Below are 16,703 nucleotides of genomic sequence, written 5' to 3'. Positions count from 1 at the left end.
CGCTACAGTGCCTTCCAGTCTGGCTGGCGCTTCTCTAGGAAGGCACGTGGCCCCTCGATTGCGTCCTTTGTCAGGGCCACCTTCATTCGGTAGTTCTCGGCGAGCAATTCGGCTTCGTAAATGGGTAGCGTCAACCCTTTGCGCACGGCCATGCGCGAACCCCGCACCGCCAGAGGTGCATTCGAATTCACGATCCCCGCGATCTCCCACGCCCGATCCATAAGCTGGTCGTGGGCCACCACTTCGGTGAAGACTCCCAAGTCGTATGCCCGCCGCGCGTCGAGTCGCTCGTGCTTGCCCATCAAGATCAGTCGCATCGCCACCGGCAGCGGCAGGATCCGGGCCAGTCTGACTCCTTCGCGCCCGGAGCTCACGCCGATGCTGACATGAGGATCCATCAACGTCGCACGCTCGGACGCAATCGTGATGTCGGCGGTGGTAACCAAATCCATCCCGGCGCCACAAGCGATGCCGTTTACCGCACAGATGATCGGCTTGGTCATCTGAAGCCAGGGCGGCGTCGCCTCCTGCGGCGCATCCCACTGCCGCATCGAGCTGAGGATGGGCTCCCCCTGGTTGTCGATCCCTGCCGCGTTCTCCATGTCGTGGTCGGCAGCCTTGTTTACGTCAGCTCCGACACACAGCGCACGGCCGGCTCCAGTGATGATGACCGTCCAGATGTCCTGGGAGCGTTCGATTTCAGCGTATACCTCGGAAAGCTCCGCGATCATCTCGTCATTGATGGCGTTGAGTACCTCAGGTCGGTTGAGGGTCACGCACGCCGTATGACCCCGCAGCTCGAATTCAAGGGTGTCGTAATTCGTCACCTGCTATGGCTCTCTTTCTTCAAAGCCGTTGCGGCGCTGGGACGAAATCCGAAGATCTCGTTGAATCTGGCACAGTAAAGGGGCCATACATCGGGATTCAGCAGCCGGGGCGGCATCCCGCCCCCGAAGATCACTTGCCATTGGGTCGCGGTGGCGACGGCGATGTCACGGGCGGCTTCCACGGTGATGCCTGCGACGTGCGGTGTGGCAATGACATTGGCCAGGCCCAGCAATGGATTGTCCGGCCGCGGCGGCTCTTCATGGAAGACATCAAGGGCCGCCCCTGCAATGGCTCCGGTGATCAAGGCGTCATACAGCGCGGCTTCGTCGTGAACGGCGCCGCGGGCCGTGGTGATGAAGAATGCGGAAGGCTTCATCGCGGCGAACTGTTCGGATCCGAACAGATCGCGTGTCTCGGCCGTGAGGGGGCAAGTGAGGTGCACAAAGTCGGAGCGCTCGACCAGTTCGCCGAGCTCGACCAGGGTCACACCCCGCTGCTGAGCGGTCGCTTCGTCGACATACGGATCGTGGGCCAGGATCTCCATCCCGAAGGGCGCGCACAACTCCACCAGGCGCCCGCCGATGGCGCCCAAACCGACTACACCAAGCGTCTTTCCCAGCAGTTGACTGCCCCTTAAGCCCAGGCGGTCGCCGAGCGATCCGCTGCGTAGCGCACGGTCGGCGACGGTGATCTTCTTGGCAAGGTCCAGCATGAAGCCGAGCGCGTGCTCGGCGACGGCCTCTGCGCCGGGTCCGGAGTTGTTGCACACCGCGATTCCGGCCCGGGTGCAGGCCTCGACGTCGATCACGTCGTACCCGGCGCCCGCCGAGCAGACGGCCAGCAGCTGCTCACAGCGTTCGACCAGAGCAGGCCCCACCAACCACTGTTCACCTTGGGCAACGGGCGCCACATCAGTGCGCGTAGCAACCTGATATCCGTGGGCGGCTCCCATTGCCGCCCAGTTGCTTTCAGTTGGGGCCGTCAGGTCCAGTTTGATGACGTCAATGTCGGCCGCCTCGAGGATGTCCCCGGCGATGGGATCGGTCCATCGCTCGTAGACCAGCTGTGCAGTTACTCTTTCGCTCATTGCTTGAGTTTGGGCTTCGCCTGGGCCGCCTTGAACATGTCGGCGAGTTCGGCGTTGACGTTCTTGTAGTCGTTGCGCGCGATCGAGCCGTCCCGGCCCGCGACTATGTCATATCCGAGGCGCAGGTCCTTGTTCTCCATGTGGAAGTATTCGCGGCCGATCGGCAGTCGCCGATCTTCGCGCGGCACCTCCATCCATGCGCGCAAGAAGCAGCGGGCCTTCTTGGGATCGTTGCTGCTGACGAAGTCCGAACGCGAATGGCACATCGCGAAGTTGTTGGCGACGGCCGCCTCGCCCGACTCGAGCCGGAACTCGACCTGCTGCTCGATAAGAATGTTGCGCAGCAGTTCGATCGCCTCGGTCTGTTCGGGCGTGAACTCCCGGCCGAGTGTGTGCATCGCCGGCAGGATGCTGCTGTAGGTGAAGTTTATGCAGATCCTGCCGTCGATCTGTGAAAACACCGGGACGTCGTACGGTGTCACGTCCGGTTGGTCATCGGGCTGCTCGCTGCGCCGGTGGTGCGGAAACCCCTGATAGAGCACGGGAAGCAGGTCGGGTCGCTCTTTGAGGATGCGGTTGTGCGCCGCCGGGCCGCTCGCGAACTGGCTTTCACCGCCCTTGGCCGCCGGATACACGCACAGAAGCGACAGGATGTCGGCGGCGTCGTTGTGCATGGCCAGCTCCGCACGTGACTTGGTGCCACGGGCCGGCTGCACGCCGTTCGGCAGCACCTCCTCCTGGACCCGCACCATTCGGTGCCCGAACGAGTTGTTGGACACCAGGTAACCGAGATGGGTACAGAACGCCCAGTAGATGCGCTCGAGGTCCTCGATCGAGTGTTGTTCGACCGGGAACCCGCGCACGCACGCCAGGCCTTTACCAAACATCAGATCCCGGTACAGCCGCGCCAAATCGTCGTCAAGATCGGGGTGGCGGGCATCGTCGGGGGCAATGTCGTCGCGGTCTTTTCTCGACGTCTTGGCCAAGATCGATTCCAAGGCAGCAACATTGCGGGCCGACAGGTCGAAGGCGAAATCCTCCTTGCTCGAGAAGTCTTCGCCAGTCCAGGACATCGGGTCGGCAACTTGCTCGGTGTAGATCGCGGTGGGCATCCGTCCTCCTGTTGTGGTGGCGAGGCTTTCGGCTATCGGCGTTGGCCTTCGGTACTACCTTCGGGGCGGCGGTCCAGCTCTCGCAACGCTTGTGCGCGGGCCGTCGCCGCGTCGGTCATCATCCCGACGTCCGTTCCGGACGAAATGAAACGCAGACCAAGATCTGTGAAGCGTTTCAGCAGGTCAACGGACTTGATACCGGCTATACCCAGCGCCACGCCGCGTGCACGACAAGCCGCCGCGACCGATTCTACTGCATCGCGGAAATGGGCATTCTCATAGTCGCCGTGGATGCCCATTTCGGCCGTCAGATCGCTCGGACCGAGAAGTATCAGGTCGATACCCTCGACAGCGGCGATTGCGTCCGCGGCGTCGACCGCTTTCGGCGTCTCGATCATGACCGCCACCACCGTGCGACGCTCGAGTACATCGGTGAGTTCAGCCGGTGACCTCGGTTGGTAGCCACTGACTGCGTTCGGCCCGGAGATGGAGCGGTGTCCGATGGGAGGAAACCGAGCCGCATCGACGATGGCTGCCGCTTCATCTTTTGAATTCACGTGCGGCACAATGATTCCGATCGCGCCGCTGTCGATGACGCGAGCGATGACACTCGGATCGTGAGACGGCACCCGGACGAGTCCCGAGATGCCTGCTCCCAACGCGCTTGCGCAAAGCATCGCCGCTGTCTCCAGCGACGTGGAAGTGTGCTCGAGGTCGACGTAGACCGCGTCGTACCCGCATGCTGCCGCGATCGCCGGGACGTCGGGGGTGCGCGCGTTCAGCAGCGCCAGGCAAAGAACCAATCCGTCGCCCCGTAATGCTTCCCGCAGTGGTTCCCGCACACGCTCACGGTAACCCACTGAGAACGTTCGTTCCATCAAGTCGTTAATGGCATTATCAATGTGGTAACCATTACCTATGTCAGCGAACCGGGTCGCTATCGTGGGGACCGGCCTGTCGGATTGTGGACGGGTGCCTGACAAGACTGCGATGGCGTTGATGGCTCAATCCTCGCGCCGCGCCATCGCCGACGCCGGTTTGACGAAAAACGACATCGACGGCTTCGGCGGCCATGGGACTGTGCTGCCGCCCATCGAGGTGAGCGAGTACCTCGGCCTGCGACCGTCCTGGGTCGACGCAACCAACGTCGGCGGGTCCTCCTGGGAGGTAATGGCGGGCCACGCGGCAAATGCCATTGCCGCCGGCGCGATCGACGTGGCACTGCTGACGTACGGATCGACGGCGCGCTCCGACGTGAAACGCCGCGTGCGAGCATCGGCGGCGGCCATGACCACCGGCGGCGCCATGCAGTACGAGGCACCGTACGGGGCCACCCTTATCGCAAAGTACGCGATGGCCGCCAGGCGCCACATGCTCGAATACGGCACCACCGCAGAACAATTAGCCGAAGTCGCGGTGGCGGCCCACGAGTGGGCAGCAATGAACGACAATGCTTTTGAGCGTGACCGGATAACGGCCGCGGATGTCGCCGCAGCACCGATGCTGGCCGATCCCTTCACCTCCAAACACGTGTGTCTGCGCACCGACGGTGGCGGCGCTGTCGTGTTGGCGAGCGAGCGAGTGGCGAAGAATTGCGCCAAGGAGCCCGTCTGGATTCTCGGTGCCGCCGACGCGGCATCGCATGTCAGCATGAGCGATTGGGCCGACTTCACCACGTCGGCCGCCGCGCTGTCTGGCCCCCGCGCGTTCGCGCAAGCCGGCGTCGACCCATCCGACGTCGACGTGTGTCAGCTTTATGACTCGTTCACCTCCACCGTGCTACTCACGGTGGAGGACTTGGGCTTCTGCGCCAAGGGCGAGGGCGGACCGTTCATCGCATCGGGTGTGCTGCGTCCGGGTGGGGCGTTACCGACCAACACCGACGGTGGCGGTCTGGCCTCCTGCCATCCGGGTATGCGGGGAATGTTCCTCATGGTCGAAGCGACCCGACAGCTTCGCGGGGAATGCGGGCCCAGACAGGTTGACGACGCGCGTCTGGCATGCGTGCATGCGATGGGCGGATTCTTCACCCACAGCGCGACGATGATCCTCGGGAGGCAATGATGGACGTGCCGGTGGGCGCGAACCGGCCCACCATCGACTGCGACAGCGAATCGTGGTGGCAGGCCATCCAGGATCGCCGACTTATGATCAACGCCTGTTCGGGGTGCGGCCAGAATTCGCTATATGTGCGTCCGTTCTGCCCACACTGTTGGAGCGAGGACGTCGCGCTGGCACCGGCGTCCGGGCGGGCACGGCTGTACACGTGGACCGTGGTGCACCAGAATGCGGCCCCCTTCGATACGCGGACGCCGTACGTGGTGGCAATGGTGGATCTCACCGAGGGGCCACGGCTGATGACGGTCATTGAAGGCTGCGCGGACGAAAGCCTATGTGCCGATATGGAACTCACCATCGCCTTCCGCGATGACGGTGACGGCTTCATCGTCCCGTTCTTCCGGCCGGTCGCAGCAGGTGTTGAACAGGGATGAACAAAGTAGACATCCCGATCAGTGTCGGAGACCATATGGCCGAGCCGCAGGATCCGTCGAGCAAGCTGACCACGAATACGGCTGGCAACTCAGACCGCTGACGCTCAGCCAGTTGCGGCGAGGCGGTCGGCAAGCACCCGCGTCCGGCCCGCCGAGCGCGCAGCGAGCTTGTTGCGCTCAACCTTGCCGTTGGCATTGACCGGCAGCGGCTCGTTCCAGAACACCAGTTCCTCGGGCAACTTGTACTTGGGCAGGCCCGCCGAGATGAGCGCGTCGGTGACCTTCGCAAGCGGCATGTCGATGTGGGCGTCGAGCACCATGGCTACGGCGAGTCGTTCGCCGGTCGTGGCGTCGGCCACCGGGTAGGCCGCGCACTCGCGCACCCCGGCGATCCTGGCGACGGCCTCCTCCACCTCGGCCGCCGCGATCTTCAGCCCGTTGCGAATGATGATGTCCTTCAGTCGCCCGACAATGCGCACCCGGCCTCGCGACATTTCGGCCACGTCACCGGTGCGAAACCAGTCGCCATCGAACGCCCGTGCGTCGTCATCGGCGTCGGTGTACCCGAGGAACATATGCGGCCCCCGAATACAGCACTCGGTCGGATCTGTTGCAGATCCGACTTTTACCTCGACATCCTCCAACGCGACGCCGTCGTCGGCGTGACGCACGTCCGCCGACTCCGACCGCAGACCAGAGGTGCTCACTGGTACTTCGGACGAACCGTAGGCGCGCATCACAATGATCCCGAAATCGTCTTCGATGCGCGTGAGGATCCGCCGGTCCAGCATGGTCCCGCCCAAATACACCGCCTGCAGTGGCACGTCCAGTCCACGCGCCACCGCCTCGTCGAGCAGCCTGTCCAGCAAGCGATCGGGTCCGCCGTACCAAGTCGCATCCGACGAAACCAGCAGCTCGCAGGTTTCGGCGGCATGCCAGTTGGACTCGAGGACGACGGGCGCGCAGAGCATCGGCGCGATGACCAATGCCTGCAGCACTCCGGTCACCGAGGCGAGCGGACTGATAAGAAAGATCCGGTCTGCCGACCCGAGTCCGGCCGCCCCGATGTAATTCGACGACGCCTTCATCAGCGTGCTCTGCGAGTGGACGACACCCTTGGGTGCCGAGGTGGTTCCCGACGTGTAGAGCACGACGCAGGGCTCGTCGGCCGCACGCTGGGGCCGGTACGAAGTCTGCGGTGGGTAATTGGTGTCCAACGCGATCCATGCGAATGGTTCGGACATCACTTTCCGCTGGGCCGCAGGCCAATTCGGCGCAACACCGAGCTCAGCTCCCGTGCGCGCAATGATGTCGGCCACCTGCGCCTCGCCGGCACTGCGAGGGACCAGCAGGACCACGGCATCGAGGCGCAACGCCGCATGGACGGCAACCACTGAATCCACGTCGTTACCCACGACCACAACGGTTGGTGTCGAGGCCCCGACGCCCGAAGCCGCCAAAGCGCCACAGGCCGCATCGATGCGCGCGTCGAGTTCGGCATAGCTGAACTCCGCCCCCCGGGTGCGTAGAGCCAGCTTCTCCGGATGTCGTGCCGCGGCGGCACGAACGACGTCGACGGGCTGACCCGACCACCAGCCTGCCTCGCGGTATTGCTCCCGCAATACCGCGACTCGCCGCTGCGCACACTGCAACAGCGCGGGCACGCCGCTCATCGATGTCCTCAGATGCCCTCCTATGCAAACGATGGTTCTCACTGAGAGTAAATGTAACCTCTCACCATGCCGTCAATGAATTTCGATAATGAAGTAGCCATTGTCACCGGTGCAGGCGGCGGCCTCGGCCGCTGTCACGCCCTCGAACTCGCCCGCCGGGGCGCGCGCGTGGTGGTCAACGACCTGGGCAGTGCAGTGGACGGCACCGGTGCGTCAATATCGGCCGCGCAGGCAGTAGTCGACGAGATCGCGTCGGCGGGCGGCACGGCGATCGCCAACGGCGACTCGGTCGCCACCGAGGAGGGCGGCGCGGCCATCGTGGCGGCCGCCCTGGACACCTTCGGACAGGTCGACATTCTCATCAACAACGCGGGAATCCTGCGTGATGCGGCATTCAAGAACATGACCGCCGAGCAGGTGGAAGCGGTCATTTCAGTTCACCTGTCCGGGGCGTTCCACGTCACCCGCGCGGTTTGGCCGGTCATGCGCGAGCAGAACTATGGACGGATAGTCCAAACGACCTCGGGTACCGGCTTGTTCGGGAACTTCGGGCAGGCCAATTACGGGGCTGCCAAGATGGGGCTCGTCGGCATGATGCACGTGCTCGCCATCGAAGGAGCGCGCAACGGCATCGCGATCAACGCGGTCGCGCCCATCGCACGGACGCGCATGACCGAGACGATCATGGGCGAAGCCGGTAAGGCTATGGATCCTGAGTTGGTGACGCCGGTCGTGGTTTACCTGTCGCATCGCGACTGCGACCGCACCGCTCACATCTATTCGGTGGGAGCGGGCAAGGTCAGACGGGTATTCATCGGCGTGACCAAAGGGGTCGAGAACACCTCGCTCACTGCAGAATCCGTCGCTGAGGCGATCGAGGAGATCGAGGATGCCACGACGTTCACGATCCGCGGTGGGCCGGCCAAGGAATGAAATTCAGCGGCCCCGGAATCGCGGTTCGCGGCGCTCCGCGAACGACTGCAGACCTTCCTGAAGGTCGGCGGTGCGCGATACGGCCTCCTGCGCCCATGCCTCCTGTTCGAAAGCTCGGTCGCGGCCGGACTCCGAGGACACCAACAACAGTCGCTTGGTGTGCCCGAGCATCAACGTAGGGCCGGCCGCAAGCCGGCCGGCCAACTCCCCGGCGACAGCATCGGTAACCTCCGGTGTGACCACGCGATTCACCAGCCCCAACCGCTCACAGCTGGCTGCGTCGACGGGCTCACCGAGCATCAACAACTCCGTGGCTTTGCGCAGGCCCACGATCCTCGTCAGCAGATGGATAGCCCCGGAGTCGGGAAGCACACCGCGGTGCACGAAGGCCGCAACAAGCTTTGCCTCCGTTGACATCACGACGAGATCGCAGGCGAGAACCAGACTGAGTCCTGCCCCAGCTGCGGTGCCCTTCACCGCAGCGATCACCGGCTTATCGCAGTCGAGGATCGATGAGACCAAGCGCTGCCAGCCGTTCTGCAGCATCCGAGCGACGTCCCCTGACCGCTTGTCGGCGACCGGCGGCCCGGGCGCAGATTCAACGGGCAACCCCGCCCCCGCGCAGAAGTGCCGCTGCCCAGTCGCGCCCAGTAACACCGCACGCACCGCTCGGTCGTCGCCAGCACGTTGGAAAGCCTCGGTCAGGGTGTCACGAGCCAACGGTGACAACGAATTTCCCACATTGGGGCGGTCGATGGTGATGCGGCAGACACCGTCTGAACCTACCGACTCCAGGATCCCTGGCTGCTCCTTGCTCAACTCACTCACCCCTGCCGTTAACGGCGTTTCCGCTTTTCGGGTATCTTAATTTCCACACTTGTCCAGGCCACGATATTCGCCGGAACTGAGGAGGCGCGCCGTGACTCGCTCCTCTGAACCGGGCCGAATCACCGATGAGGGGCTGGCCAGGTTGCGCGCCACCATAGGCATCGCCGTTCCGCACACCCAGCCACCGCACTACATCCGCCCCAACGAAGACACTTTCCGCCACGTCGCCGAAGCTTACGGTGACGCCAATCCCATGTGGACCGATCCTGACTACGCCGCAAAGTCGGTGTGGAGTGCATCGATCGCGCCGCCGGCGCTGGTTGGTGGTGACACGTTGATCGGCGAAGACGAAGTCACCGAGCTCTCCGAGCAGGATGGGGCGCTGACCAAAGGCGATCCGCTGCGCGGCGTGCATGCGTTTTACGCGTCGTCCGCACGGGAGTGGTGGGCTCCGCTCCGGGCCAACCACAGAGTATTCAGGCGCAACGGGCTGGTCGCTGCGCTCGACAAGAGTAGTGAGTTCGCCGATCGGGCGATTCACGAGTGGTCGGCGCAAGTCTTCCGCGACGACGAGGGCACCATTCTCGGCGGCCAGTACCGCAACATGATCCGCACCGAGCGCAGCAAAGCCCGCGACCGCAAAAAATACGAGTCAATCGAACTGAAGACCTGGACCGCCGAGGAGATTGCCGAGATCGACGAAAGCTACGCGCGGGAATGCCCGCGTGGTGCCGAACCGCAGTGGTGGGAGGACGTCAACGAGGGTGACCGAATCGGCACACTGACCAAGGGACCGCTCACCGTCACCGACATGGTCTGCTGGCATGTCGGCATGGGCACCGGTATGTACGGGGTGCGCCCCCTGCGGTTGGCGTGGCGCAATCGGCAACGCATTCCCCGCTTCTACACCCCGAACGACCATGGCGTACCCGATGCGCAGCAGCGCGTGCATTGGGAACCGGATGCGGCCCGAAATGCCGGAAACCCCACCACTTTCGATTACGGGCGGATGCGTGAGACGTGGTTGATCCACCTCTGTACGGACTGGATGGGGGACGACGCTTGGTTGTGGAAGCTGGACTGTGAGTTCCGCTTGTTCAACTACGTGGGCGATCTGCACACCATCACCGGCACCGTGACCCGAAAGTACCTTGCCGAAGGCGAACGCCCCGCGGTCGACGTCGAACTCACGGCGACCAACCACCGCAACGAGATCACCGCACCGGGACACGCGACCATCCTGTTACCCAGCCGGGACCGCGGCCCGGTCCGGCTGCCCGATCCGCCCGGCGGAGCGACAAACCTGACGGATCTGCTCACCGCCGTATCAGCTGGATTCGCAGAACGGTGACAGCTGCGATGACATATGCGAGCGTTCCCGGACTTCGAACCGAGCAGCAAGGCCCGGTTCTTCGCCTCACCCTGGACCGGGTCGAGCGGCGTAATGCCGTCAATGACACCATGCTTGACGCATTGATCGAACACCTCGCCGCTGCGGGCGTCGACGAGGCGGTGCGCGTCGTCCGCATCGACGCCGATGGTCCGGACTTCTGCGCAGGTTCGGACCTCATTGCGAACAACGCGAAATCCGAGCGCAAACCGCGAGTGGGCAGTACGCAGCGCCGACTACCGAACAAGGCCAACCGGCTCATCCCGCTGATGCTGGAGACCCAGGTGCCGATCGTCGCCGTGGTCCGCGGCTGGGCGGCCGGCCTGGGATTTCACATCGCTTTGGCTTCCGACTTCTGCGTGGCCGCCGAGGACGCCCGGTTCTGGGAACCGTTCATGGCCCGCGGCTTCACACCCGATAGCGGCGCCGCCTGGCTGCTGCCGCGCCTAATCGGGATGGTGCGCACCCGACAGTTGCTGATGCTCGGTGAGGAAATCTCCGGCGCCACCGCGGCCGACTGGGGCATCATCCACCGCACTTGCGCACCCGTTGAATTGGCCTCTACCGCAGAGGAACTCGTCACCAACCTGGGTGAGGCGCCCACGGTTGCCCTGGGGCTCACCAAGTGGCTGCTACACAGCGGCAACGGACTGGACCTCGACCGCCATCTCCAGAACGAAGCCATGGCGCTGGAGTTATCAAGCCGCAGCGACGATTTCAAGGAGGGCCTGGCGGCCTTCCGTGACAAACGGGACGCAAAGTTCCAGGGCCGCTGAAAACAATGACGCGCTCATGACTCGCTTGCCGATCACCCCTGACACCTCCGCGGCCGATGCCGTCGACGCGGTGCGGCAATGGATTGTCGAGGAGGTCCCGGCGGCGTGGCGCTCGGCCGCCGCCGAAGGACCCGCGGCCCTGCGGGCCGTCCGAAGCGCGGCCGATTACCGTGATTGGTATCCGACATTCGCCGATTCGGGACTGGTCGCACCGACTTGGCTTCCGGAGCACGGTGGCCTCGGCGTTGGCAACGACATTGCACGTGCGATGGAGAGGGTCCTCGCTTCGCTCCGCCTCACCCGGTTGAATCCGTTGGGTCTCAATAACGCGGCGGCGGCATTGTTCAGTCACGGCACCGATGAACAACGGCTGCGCTTCCTTCCGCCCATAGTCCGCAACGAAGAGAAGTGGTGCCAGCTTTTCAGCGAACCCGGCGCGGGCTCCGATCTTGCGTCGTTGGCGACCCGCGCCGTACGCGACGGTGATCAATGGCTGATCTCCGGGCAGAAGGTGTGGACCACATGGGCCGACGAGGCGGACTTCGCGATCCTGCTGGCGCGCACCGATCCGAACCAGCCCAAACACCAGGGCATCACGTACTTCCTGCTCGACATGCACCAACCGGGTGTCGACGTGCGACCGTTGCGCCAGGTCACCGGCGACGCGGAGTTCAACGAAGTCTTCCTCGACAGCGCACGGGTGCCCGACGAGCATCGGGTCGGGGAGATCAACGACGGCTGGCGGGTCAGCACGTCGACCCTGTCCAGTGAGCGGCAGATGGTTTCCGGATCGGGATCGGGCGGTATGGGCCGTCTCGGCGGTTCCGGAGCTCAGCGCTTGATCACCTTGGCCCACGAAACCGGGCGTTGGGACGACCCCGTGGTGCGAAGCAAAATCATGCGGCTGTGGGCACAGGAGCAGATCCGCGGCTGGACCAATGCGCGAGTGCGCGCGGCACTTTCAGCCGATGAGTCGCCCGGTGCGGCGTCCTCCATCGGAAAGGTGCATCAAGCCACGCTCAATCAACAGATCCAAGATTTGATGGTCGATTTGCTGGGCACTGCTGCGGTCGCCTGGCCGGCGGTCGGCGATCCTGACGCGTTGCCCCGAGAGGTGCACGGCATGTTGCGCAGCCTGGCCAACGCCACCGAGGGCGGCACGACCGACATCAACAAAAACATCCTCGGCGAACGCGTGCTCGGTCTGGCAAAGGAGCCAGATCCGTGGAAGGGTAAGCCCTGGAAGGAAATTCCACGCTCGTGACCAGCTACGAGCGGTTGACCGTCGAGAAATCCGACGGCGTCGGCTGGCTGATCCTGAACCGGCCGGACGCCGGGAACGCGTTCGATGCGCTGATGCTCGACGAACTCGAGGCCGCGTGGGCTGAGTTGGATGCCGACCGCGACGTGCATGTGATCGTCAATGCCGCTAACGGCAAAGCGTTCTGCTCCGGTATGGACGTCGTGCAGGTGGCTCGCGACAAGGAGGCCATGCGGCGACACTCGCGCCGCACTAGGGACGCCGAACTGAAGATTTCGTCGTGGCACTGCGAGGTATGGAAACCGGTGATCGCAGCGGTCAATGGGGTGTGTGCGGGCGGGGGTCTGCACTTGGTTGCCGATGCCGACATCGTCATCGCCGCCGAGGAGGCTTCGTTCGTCGACCCGCATGTCTCGGTGGGGCAAGCGGTCGCATACGAGGCAATCACCCTGCTGCGTAAGTCGCCGATGGAGGCGATCACCCGAATGACGTTGAGCGGTAAGGGCGAGCGTATTTTGGCGCAACGGGCATACGAATTGGGCATCGTCTCCGATGTCGTGCCAACCGATCAGCTTCGAGCGACGGCCGGCAGGCTGGCTGCCGCTGTCGCAACCAACTCCCCCACCGCTATGCGCGCCACCAAGAAGGCGTTATGGCACTCCCTGGAAGTTGGGTTGTCCGCAGCCAAACACGCTGCCGGCGAGGAAATCTGGCGGCTTCGCAGTCACCCCGACCATGCCGAGGGCGTACGTGCCTGGCGCGACAAGAGACCCGCGCGGTGGCAGCCGCTCGACCCCGCGGAGGTGCCATGAGCTATCGAAGGTTGATCGTCGAGCGGCACGGCCCGGTCGGGTGGATCATCAACAACCGGCCCGACCGACTGAACGCGTACGACGCGACGATGCGCGCGGAGTTCCCAAGAGCGTGGGCGGAATTGGACGCCGACCCCGGTGTGCGGGTCATCGTGCACACCGGCAATGGACGGGCGTTTCAGGTCGGCGCCGACGTCGAGGACCTCGACGGCGAGGCGGTGCAGCAGTTCCAGGAGTCGATGCGCACGCTGGACCTCAAGTTGACGGGCTGGCATTGCAATGTGGGAAAGCCCATCATTACGGCCGTCAACGGCGTGTGCGCGGGTGGCGGACTGCACTGGGTCGCCGACGCCGATATCGTCATAGCGTCGTGCGACGCTACCTTCGTCGACCCGCACGTCTCCATCGGGCAGGTCAGCGCTTTGGAGACAATTGCACTGATGCGCAAGATGCCCGCCGAGGCGGTGTTGAGGATGGCGCTCGTCGGCAGCCACGAACGTCTGACTGCCCAACGCGCGTACGAACTCGGGATGATCAGCCAAATCGTCGATCCACCCGACAAGTTGCGCCGTGTCGCGCAGGAACTCGCGGAGAAGATCGCGCTGAACTCACCCGCCGCAATGCGGGCGACCAAGCGCGCGTTGTGGGGTGCGCTCGAATACGGCTTGACGGATGCGTGCCGGGCGGGCGCCAAGCACTTGACGTCGATGTGGGGCCATCCAGACCAGGACGAGGGACCGCGAGCGTTCGCCGACAAACGCCCGCCCGTCTGGCAATCGCTGGAGCCGGACGCATGAGTCTCGGCGAGCTGCTGGCCGACCTGCCCGACACGGCCGTGCACACGTTGACCGTCGATGTCTCGCGCGACAGCCTGATCGCGAGCGCTGACCGCCTGGCCGCGATACTCGCCGAAGCCGGTTTGGTGTCCGGACAAGTCGTCGCGGCGATGCTGCCCAACAATCCCGGGACGGTGGCAGCGTTGTTCGGGACGTGGCGTGCAGGCGGGGTTTACACTCCGCTCAACCCCCGGGCCGCCGACGGGGAGTTGGCCACCCAGCTCGCCACCTTGCGGCCAGTCGCCGTAATCACCACACGTGATCTGGCCCAACGATTCTCGGATTTGAAGTTGCCCGTGGTTGCCGGCTCCCAGTTGGTCTGGTCACTCTCGCCATCGTCCGTACGGCCGTCCGATCCGCGGCAATACGACCCGGATGTGGCTCTGCTGCAATTCACGTCGGGAACTACCGGCCCGCCGAAGCCGGTGCCGCTCCGTCATGCAACCGTGCTCGACCTGATCGACCGGCTGTTGGTCAAGCTCCGCGGCACGAAACCGGCGGCGGTCCGAGCTAACCGGACACCAATGCCGAACCTCGTTCCGCTCTCACTGTCCTTGTGGGCCGGTATCTACCAGGTGCTGTTCGCCTTTCGGGCCGGGTCGGGGGTCGTGCTGATGGAAAAATTCTCGACTGCCGAGTTCGCCGCACTGGTCAAACGGCACCGGTTGCGCTCTACCGTTTTGCCCCCCGCTGCGTTGACAATGGTCCTGCATGACGAGGCGGTCACCGACCTGTCGCCACTGAAGATCGTGCGATCGATCACCGCTCCCCTCTCCCCCGTGCAGGCCGGTCGGTTCCGGGACAAGTTCGGCGTGATCGTGCTCAATTCCTACGGCCAAACCGAACTCGGCGGCGAAGTCGTCGGATGGTCGGCCGCTGACGCGAGGGAATTCGGCGAGACCAAGCTCGGCTCGGTTGGACGTCCGCTGCCCGGCATCGATGTCACGATCGCCGACGACGAGGTGCTGGTGCGCACGCCGACGACCGCGGCCCGCAAGATCGATCCGGCATTTCTCGACAGACTCACTGATGACGGCTGGTTCCACACCGGTGACCTCGGGTGGTTCGACGAGGACGGATTCCTCTGGCTGGACGGGCGGGTGTCGGACATGATCAACCGTGGTGGGCTGAAGGTCTTTCCGGGCACCGTGGAGGACGTGCTACTGGCCGCCGAGGGGGTACGTGAAGCGGCGGTGGTGGGGATTGCCGATGAGCGCCTGGGCGAGGTGCCCTGGGCGTTCGTCGCGTGTCACGGCCACGAACTTTCCGAAGACGACTTGATCGCCTGGTGCCGTGAGCGCCTGACGCCGTACCGCGTACCCGTACGTGTCGTGTTCGTCGAGCATTTACCACGCAACGATGTCGGAAAGGTCGTCAGACGCGAACTCGCCGCTTTGGCCGACGCGTGACCGCGGTCGTCCTTGGCCCCGCCGAGATCCTCTCGAGGGCGTTGGTCGACGGGGTTGGTGACGTGATCGTCGTTGACACCAACACGACTGCTGACGAGACGATGTGGCAAACCCTTATCGCGCTCCAAGGGGCGCACACGAGCATGGTTGCGGATGGCGGGCGAATCGTCGTGATACTGCCGACCATCGGAATGTCGGGCGCACCGAGGCTGGTGAACTACACCGCCGCGATCGAAGGCGTCCGGTCGATGGCGAAATCAGCTGCGCGGCAATGGGGATCGGAGGGCATCGCGGTCAACATCGTCGCCGCGCCCGTGACCCTCTTCCGCTCGGACGTCGACGAGTCGCACCTGCCTTCTTCCGCCGTGCCTGGTGGCGGCATGCTGATTCACTCCGTTGTGGAGACGGCCAAGTTTCTGCTGCGCCGTGACATCGACCATCTCACTGGGCAGACAATCATTGTTGACGGCGGATCAGTGATGTTGCCGTGAAGCTCGAAGGACGCACGGTTTTGGTGACTGGTTCGGGCGGCGGTGTCGGGCGCGGCATAGCGGTGGCCCTGGCCGCTCAGGGGGCGCACACGATCGTCGCAACCCGCTCCGACACTGGACAGTCGGTCGCCGACGAGATCACGTCGCGTGGGCATCGCGCCGCGTGGACCCGTTGTGACGTCACTGATCAAGCGGCGGTCGCGGACACGGTGGCCCTCGCGCTCAGGCTCACCGGCCGTCTCGATGCCGTCGTGCACAACGCGACGAGCAACTCCTCGAGCAAGCCGCACCAACTGGCCGATGTGGATCGCGCACTCTGGCAGGACCACTTCTCCGTCTCCCTGGGCGGCGCCCAACACTGTGCCACCGCCGCGTTTCAGGCGCTCAAGCAACGCGGTGGCACGTTCGTGGTGATGACGTCGCCGGCTGGTATGGAGGGCAGCGCGACACTGCCCTTGTACGCGACGATGAAGGGCGCGCTTCGCGGCTTCGCCAAGAGCTTGGCCCGCGAATGGGCTCCGCACGGCATAACGGTGAACGTCGTTTCACCACTCGCGTATTCGCCTGCCATGACCACCGCAATCGAAGCGGATCCCGCGATGGAGGAGAGATTGGCTCGCAGGGTTCCGCTGGGACGCATCGGCGACCCGGAGCATGACATCGGGCCGGCCGTAGCATTTCTGATCGGTCCCGATGCCCGCTACATCACCGGGCAGACCCTGGGAGTCGATGGTGGCCATTTCATGAATCTCTAAGGTCGGCGGGAAGCCGGATA

At 64.4% G+C, this 16,703-nt stretch carries 17 protein-coding genes; 11 read left to right on the top strand and 6 right to left on the bottom strand.

Annotated elements, in window-relative coordinates; translation table 11 throughout:
* Nucleotides 1-2 precede the first annotated feature (2 nt).
* From A5636_RS06735 to A5636_RS06720, 4 genes are read right to left on the bottom strand one after another with little or no spacing between them, the layout of a single operon-like run.
* Nucleotides 3-827 carry an enoyl-CoA hydratase/isomerase family protein gene (locus A5636_RS06735; protein ID WP_065157922.1) on the bottom strand — a complete coding sequence of 275 codons (825 nt, stop codon included), beginning with the start codon at nucleotides 825-827 and terminating at the stop codon, nucleotides 3-5.
* Nucleotides 824-1,915: a hydroxyacid dehydrogenase gene (locus A5636_RS06730; protein ID WP_065157921.1), complete on the bottom strand. Its 1,092-nt coding sequence runs from the start codon at nucleotides 1,913-1,915 to the stop codon at nucleotides 824-826. The genes A5636_RS06735 and A5636_RS06730 overlap by 4 nt, the downstream gene beginning before the upstream one ends.
* Entirely contained in the window at nucleotides 1,912-3,027 is a 1,116-nt protein-coding gene (locus A5636_RS06725) for a TauD/TfdA family dioxygenase (RefSeq protein WP_065157920.1), read from the bottom strand. The genes A5636_RS06730 and A5636_RS06725 overlap by 4 nt, the downstream gene beginning before the upstream one ends.
* 32 nt (nucleotides 3,028-3,059) lie before the next feature.
* Complete coding sequence (locus tag A5636_RS06720) at nucleotides 3,060-3,905, bottom strand: HpcH/HpaI aldolase family protein (protein ID WP_065157919.1); 846 nt, start codon at nucleotides 3,903-3,905, stop codon at nucleotides 3,060-3,062.
* A gap of 40 nt (nucleotides 3,906-3,945) precedes the next feature.
* Between A5636_RS06720 and A5636_RS06715 the strand changes: the two genes are divergently transcribed.
* Together A5636_RS06715 and A5636_RS06710 are read left to right on the top strand one after the other, a co-directional pair.
* Nucleotides 3,946-5,091, top strand: a complete 1,146-nt coding sequence (locus A5636_RS06715; protein WP_065157918.1) for an acetyl-CoA acetyltransferase — start codon at nucleotides 3,946-3,948, stop codon at nucleotides 5,089-5,091.
* Nucleotides 5,091-5,519: a Zn-ribbon domain-containing OB-fold protein gene (locus tag A5636_RS06710; protein ID WP_065157917.1), complete on the top strand. Its 429-nt coding sequence runs from the start codon at nucleotides 5,091-5,093 to the stop codon at nucleotides 5,517-5,519. Before A5636_RS06715 ends, A5636_RS06710 begins: the two co-directional genes overlap by 1 nt.
* 104 nt (nucleotides 5,520-5,623) lie before the next feature.
* On the opposite strand, the gene A5636_RS06705 is transcribed toward A5636_RS06710, so the two are convergent.
* On the bottom strand, nucleotides 5,624-7,192 hold the full coding sequence (locus tag A5636_RS06705) for a class I adenylate-forming enzyme family protein (RefSeq protein WP_065157916.1): 1,569 nt from the start codon (nucleotides 7,190-7,192) through the stop codon (nucleotides 5,624-5,626).
* Between the two features lie 66 nt (nucleotides 7,193-7,258).
* Between A5636_RS06705 and A5636_RS06700 the strand changes: the two genes are divergently transcribed.
* The gene (locus tag A5636_RS06700) at nucleotides 7,259-8,125 is read left to right on the top strand and encodes an SDR family NAD(P)-dependent oxidoreductase (RefSeq protein WP_065157915.1); all 867 of its coding nucleotides are present in this window, start codon (nucleotides 7,259-7,261) and stop codon (nucleotides 8,123-8,125) included.
* Nucleotides 8,126-8,128: 3 nt separating this feature from the next.
* Here A5636_RS06700 and A5636_RS06695 read toward each other — a convergent pair whose 3' ends face one another.
* Complete coding sequence (locus A5636_RS06695; RefSeq protein ID WP_065157914.1) at nucleotides 8,129-8,953, bottom strand: enoyl-CoA hydratase/isomerase family protein; 825 nt, start codon at nucleotides 8,951-8,953, stop codon at nucleotides 8,129-8,131.
* A 91-nt stretch (nucleotides 8,954-9,044) separates the two neighbouring features.
* Between A5636_RS06695 and A5636_RS06690 the strand changes: the two genes are divergently transcribed.
* From A5636_RS06690 to A5636_RS06655, 8 genes are read left to right on the top strand one after another with little or no spacing between them, the layout of a single operon-like run.
* Nucleotides 9,045-10,304: a hypothetical protein gene (locus A5636_RS06690; protein WP_065157913.1), complete on the top strand. Its 1,260-nt coding sequence runs from the start codon at nucleotides 9,045-9,047 to the stop codon at nucleotides 10,302-10,304.
* A gap of 8 nt (nucleotides 10,305-10,312) precedes the next feature.
* On the top strand, nucleotides 10,313-11,119 hold the full coding sequence (locus A5636_RS06685; RefSeq protein WP_065157912.1) for an enoyl-CoA hydratase/isomerase family protein: 807 nt from the start codon (nucleotides 10,313-10,315) through the stop codon (nucleotides 11,117-11,119).
* A 16-nt stretch (nucleotides 11,120-11,135) separates the two neighbouring features.
* Nucleotides 11,136-12,383, top strand: a complete 1,248-nt coding sequence (locus tag A5636_RS06680; protein WP_065157911.1) for an acyl-CoA dehydrogenase family protein — start codon at nucleotides 11,136-11,138, stop codon at nucleotides 12,381-12,383.
* Nucleotides 12,380-13,192 carry an enoyl-CoA hydratase/isomerase family protein gene (locus A5636_RS06675; RefSeq protein WP_065157910.1) on the top strand — a complete coding sequence of 271 codons (813 nt, stop codon included), beginning with the start codon at nucleotides 12,380-12,382 and terminating at the stop codon, nucleotides 13,190-13,192. The genes A5636_RS06680 and A5636_RS06675 overlap by 4 nt, the downstream gene beginning before the upstream one ends.
* Nucleotides 13,189-13,989 carry an enoyl-CoA hydratase/isomerase family protein gene (locus A5636_RS06670; protein WP_065157909.1) on the top strand — a complete coding sequence of 267 codons (801 nt, stop codon included), beginning with the start codon at nucleotides 13,189-13,191 and terminating at the stop codon, nucleotides 13,987-13,989. The genes A5636_RS06675 and A5636_RS06670 overlap by 4 nt, the downstream gene beginning before the upstream one ends.
* Nucleotides 13,986-15,437 (top strand): class I adenylate-forming enzyme family protein, encoded by a 1,452-nt coding sequence (locus A5636_RS06665; RefSeq protein WP_065157908.1) that lies wholly within the window; start codon nucleotides 13,986-13,988, stop codon nucleotides 15,435-15,437. Before A5636_RS06670 ends, A5636_RS06665 begins: the two co-directional genes overlap by 4 nt.
* Nucleotides 15,434-15,928, top strand: a complete 495-nt coding sequence (locus tag A5636_RS06660) for an SDR family oxidoreductase (protein WP_081287638.1) — start codon at nucleotides 15,434-15,436, stop codon at nucleotides 15,926-15,928. Before A5636_RS06665 ends, A5636_RS06660 begins: the two co-directional genes overlap by 4 nt.
* The gene (locus A5636_RS06655; protein ID WP_065157907.1) at nucleotides 15,925-16,683 is read left to right on the top strand and encodes an SDR family NAD(P)-dependent oxidoreductase; all 759 of its coding nucleotides are present in this window, start codon (nucleotides 15,925-15,927) and stop codon (nucleotides 16,681-16,683) included. The genes A5636_RS06660 and A5636_RS06655 overlap by 4 nt, the downstream gene beginning before the upstream one ends.
* Nucleotides 16,684-16,703: the final 20 nt, after the last annotated feature.

Origin of the sequence: Mycobacterium asiaticum, from assembly GCF_001673315.1 — a bacterium.
Classification (GTDB): domain Bacteria; phylum Actinomycetota; class Actinomycetes; order Mycobacteriales; family Mycobacteriaceae; genus Mycobacterium; species Mycobacterium asiaticum_B.
The sequence above is the reverse complement of the archived record's forward strand: the minus strand, read 5'-3'. Positions and strand labels throughout refer to the sequence as shown.

Excerpts from the sequence above, each read along its gene's own strand:
- A5636_RS06665 (WP_065157908.1), top strand. The coding sequence starts at position 13,986 with ATGAGTCTCGGCGAGCTGCTGGCCGACCTGCCCGACACGGCCGTGCAC.
- A5636_RS06700 (WP_065157915.1), top strand. The coding sequence starts at position 7,259 with ATGCCGTCAATGAATTTCGATAATGAAGTAGCCATTGTCACCGGTGCA.
- A5636_RS06730 (WP_065157921.1), bottom strand. The coding sequence starts at position 1,915 with ATGAGCGAAAGAGTAACTGCACAGCTGGTCTACGAGCGATGGACCGAT.
- A5636_RS06720 (WP_065157919.1), bottom strand. The coding sequence starts at position 3,905 with ATGGAACGAACGTTCTCAGTGGGTTACCGTGAGCGTGTGCGGGAACCA.
- A5636_RS06710 (WP_065157917.1), top strand. The coding sequence starts at position 5,091 with ATGGACGTGCCGGTGGGCGCGAACCGGCCCACCATCGACTGCGACAGC.
- A5636_RS06715 (WP_065157918.1), top strand. The coding sequence starts at position 3,946 with ATGTCAGCGAACCGGGTCGCTATCGTGGGGACCGGCCTGTCGGATTGT.
- A5636_RS06725 (WP_065157920.1), bottom strand. The coding sequence starts at position 3,027 with ATGCCCACCGCGATCTACACCGAGCAAGTTGCCGACCCGATGTCCTGG.
- A5636_RS06680 (WP_065157911.1), top strand. The coding sequence starts at position 11,136 with ATGACTCGCTTGCCGATCACCCCTGACACCTCCGCGGCCGATGCCGTC.
- A5636_RS06705 (WP_065157916.1), bottom strand. The coding sequence starts at position 7,192 with ATGAGCGGCGTGCCCGCGCTGTTGCAGTGTGCGCAGCGGCGAGTCGCG.
- A5636_RS06685 (WP_065157912.1), top strand. The coding sequence starts at position 10,313 with ATGACATATGCGAGCGTTCCCGGACTTCGAACCGAGCAGCAAGGCCCG.
- A5636_RS06670 (WP_065157909.1), top strand. The coding sequence starts at position 13,189 with ATGAGCTATCGAAGGTTGATCGTCGAGCGGCACGGCCCGGTCGGGTGG.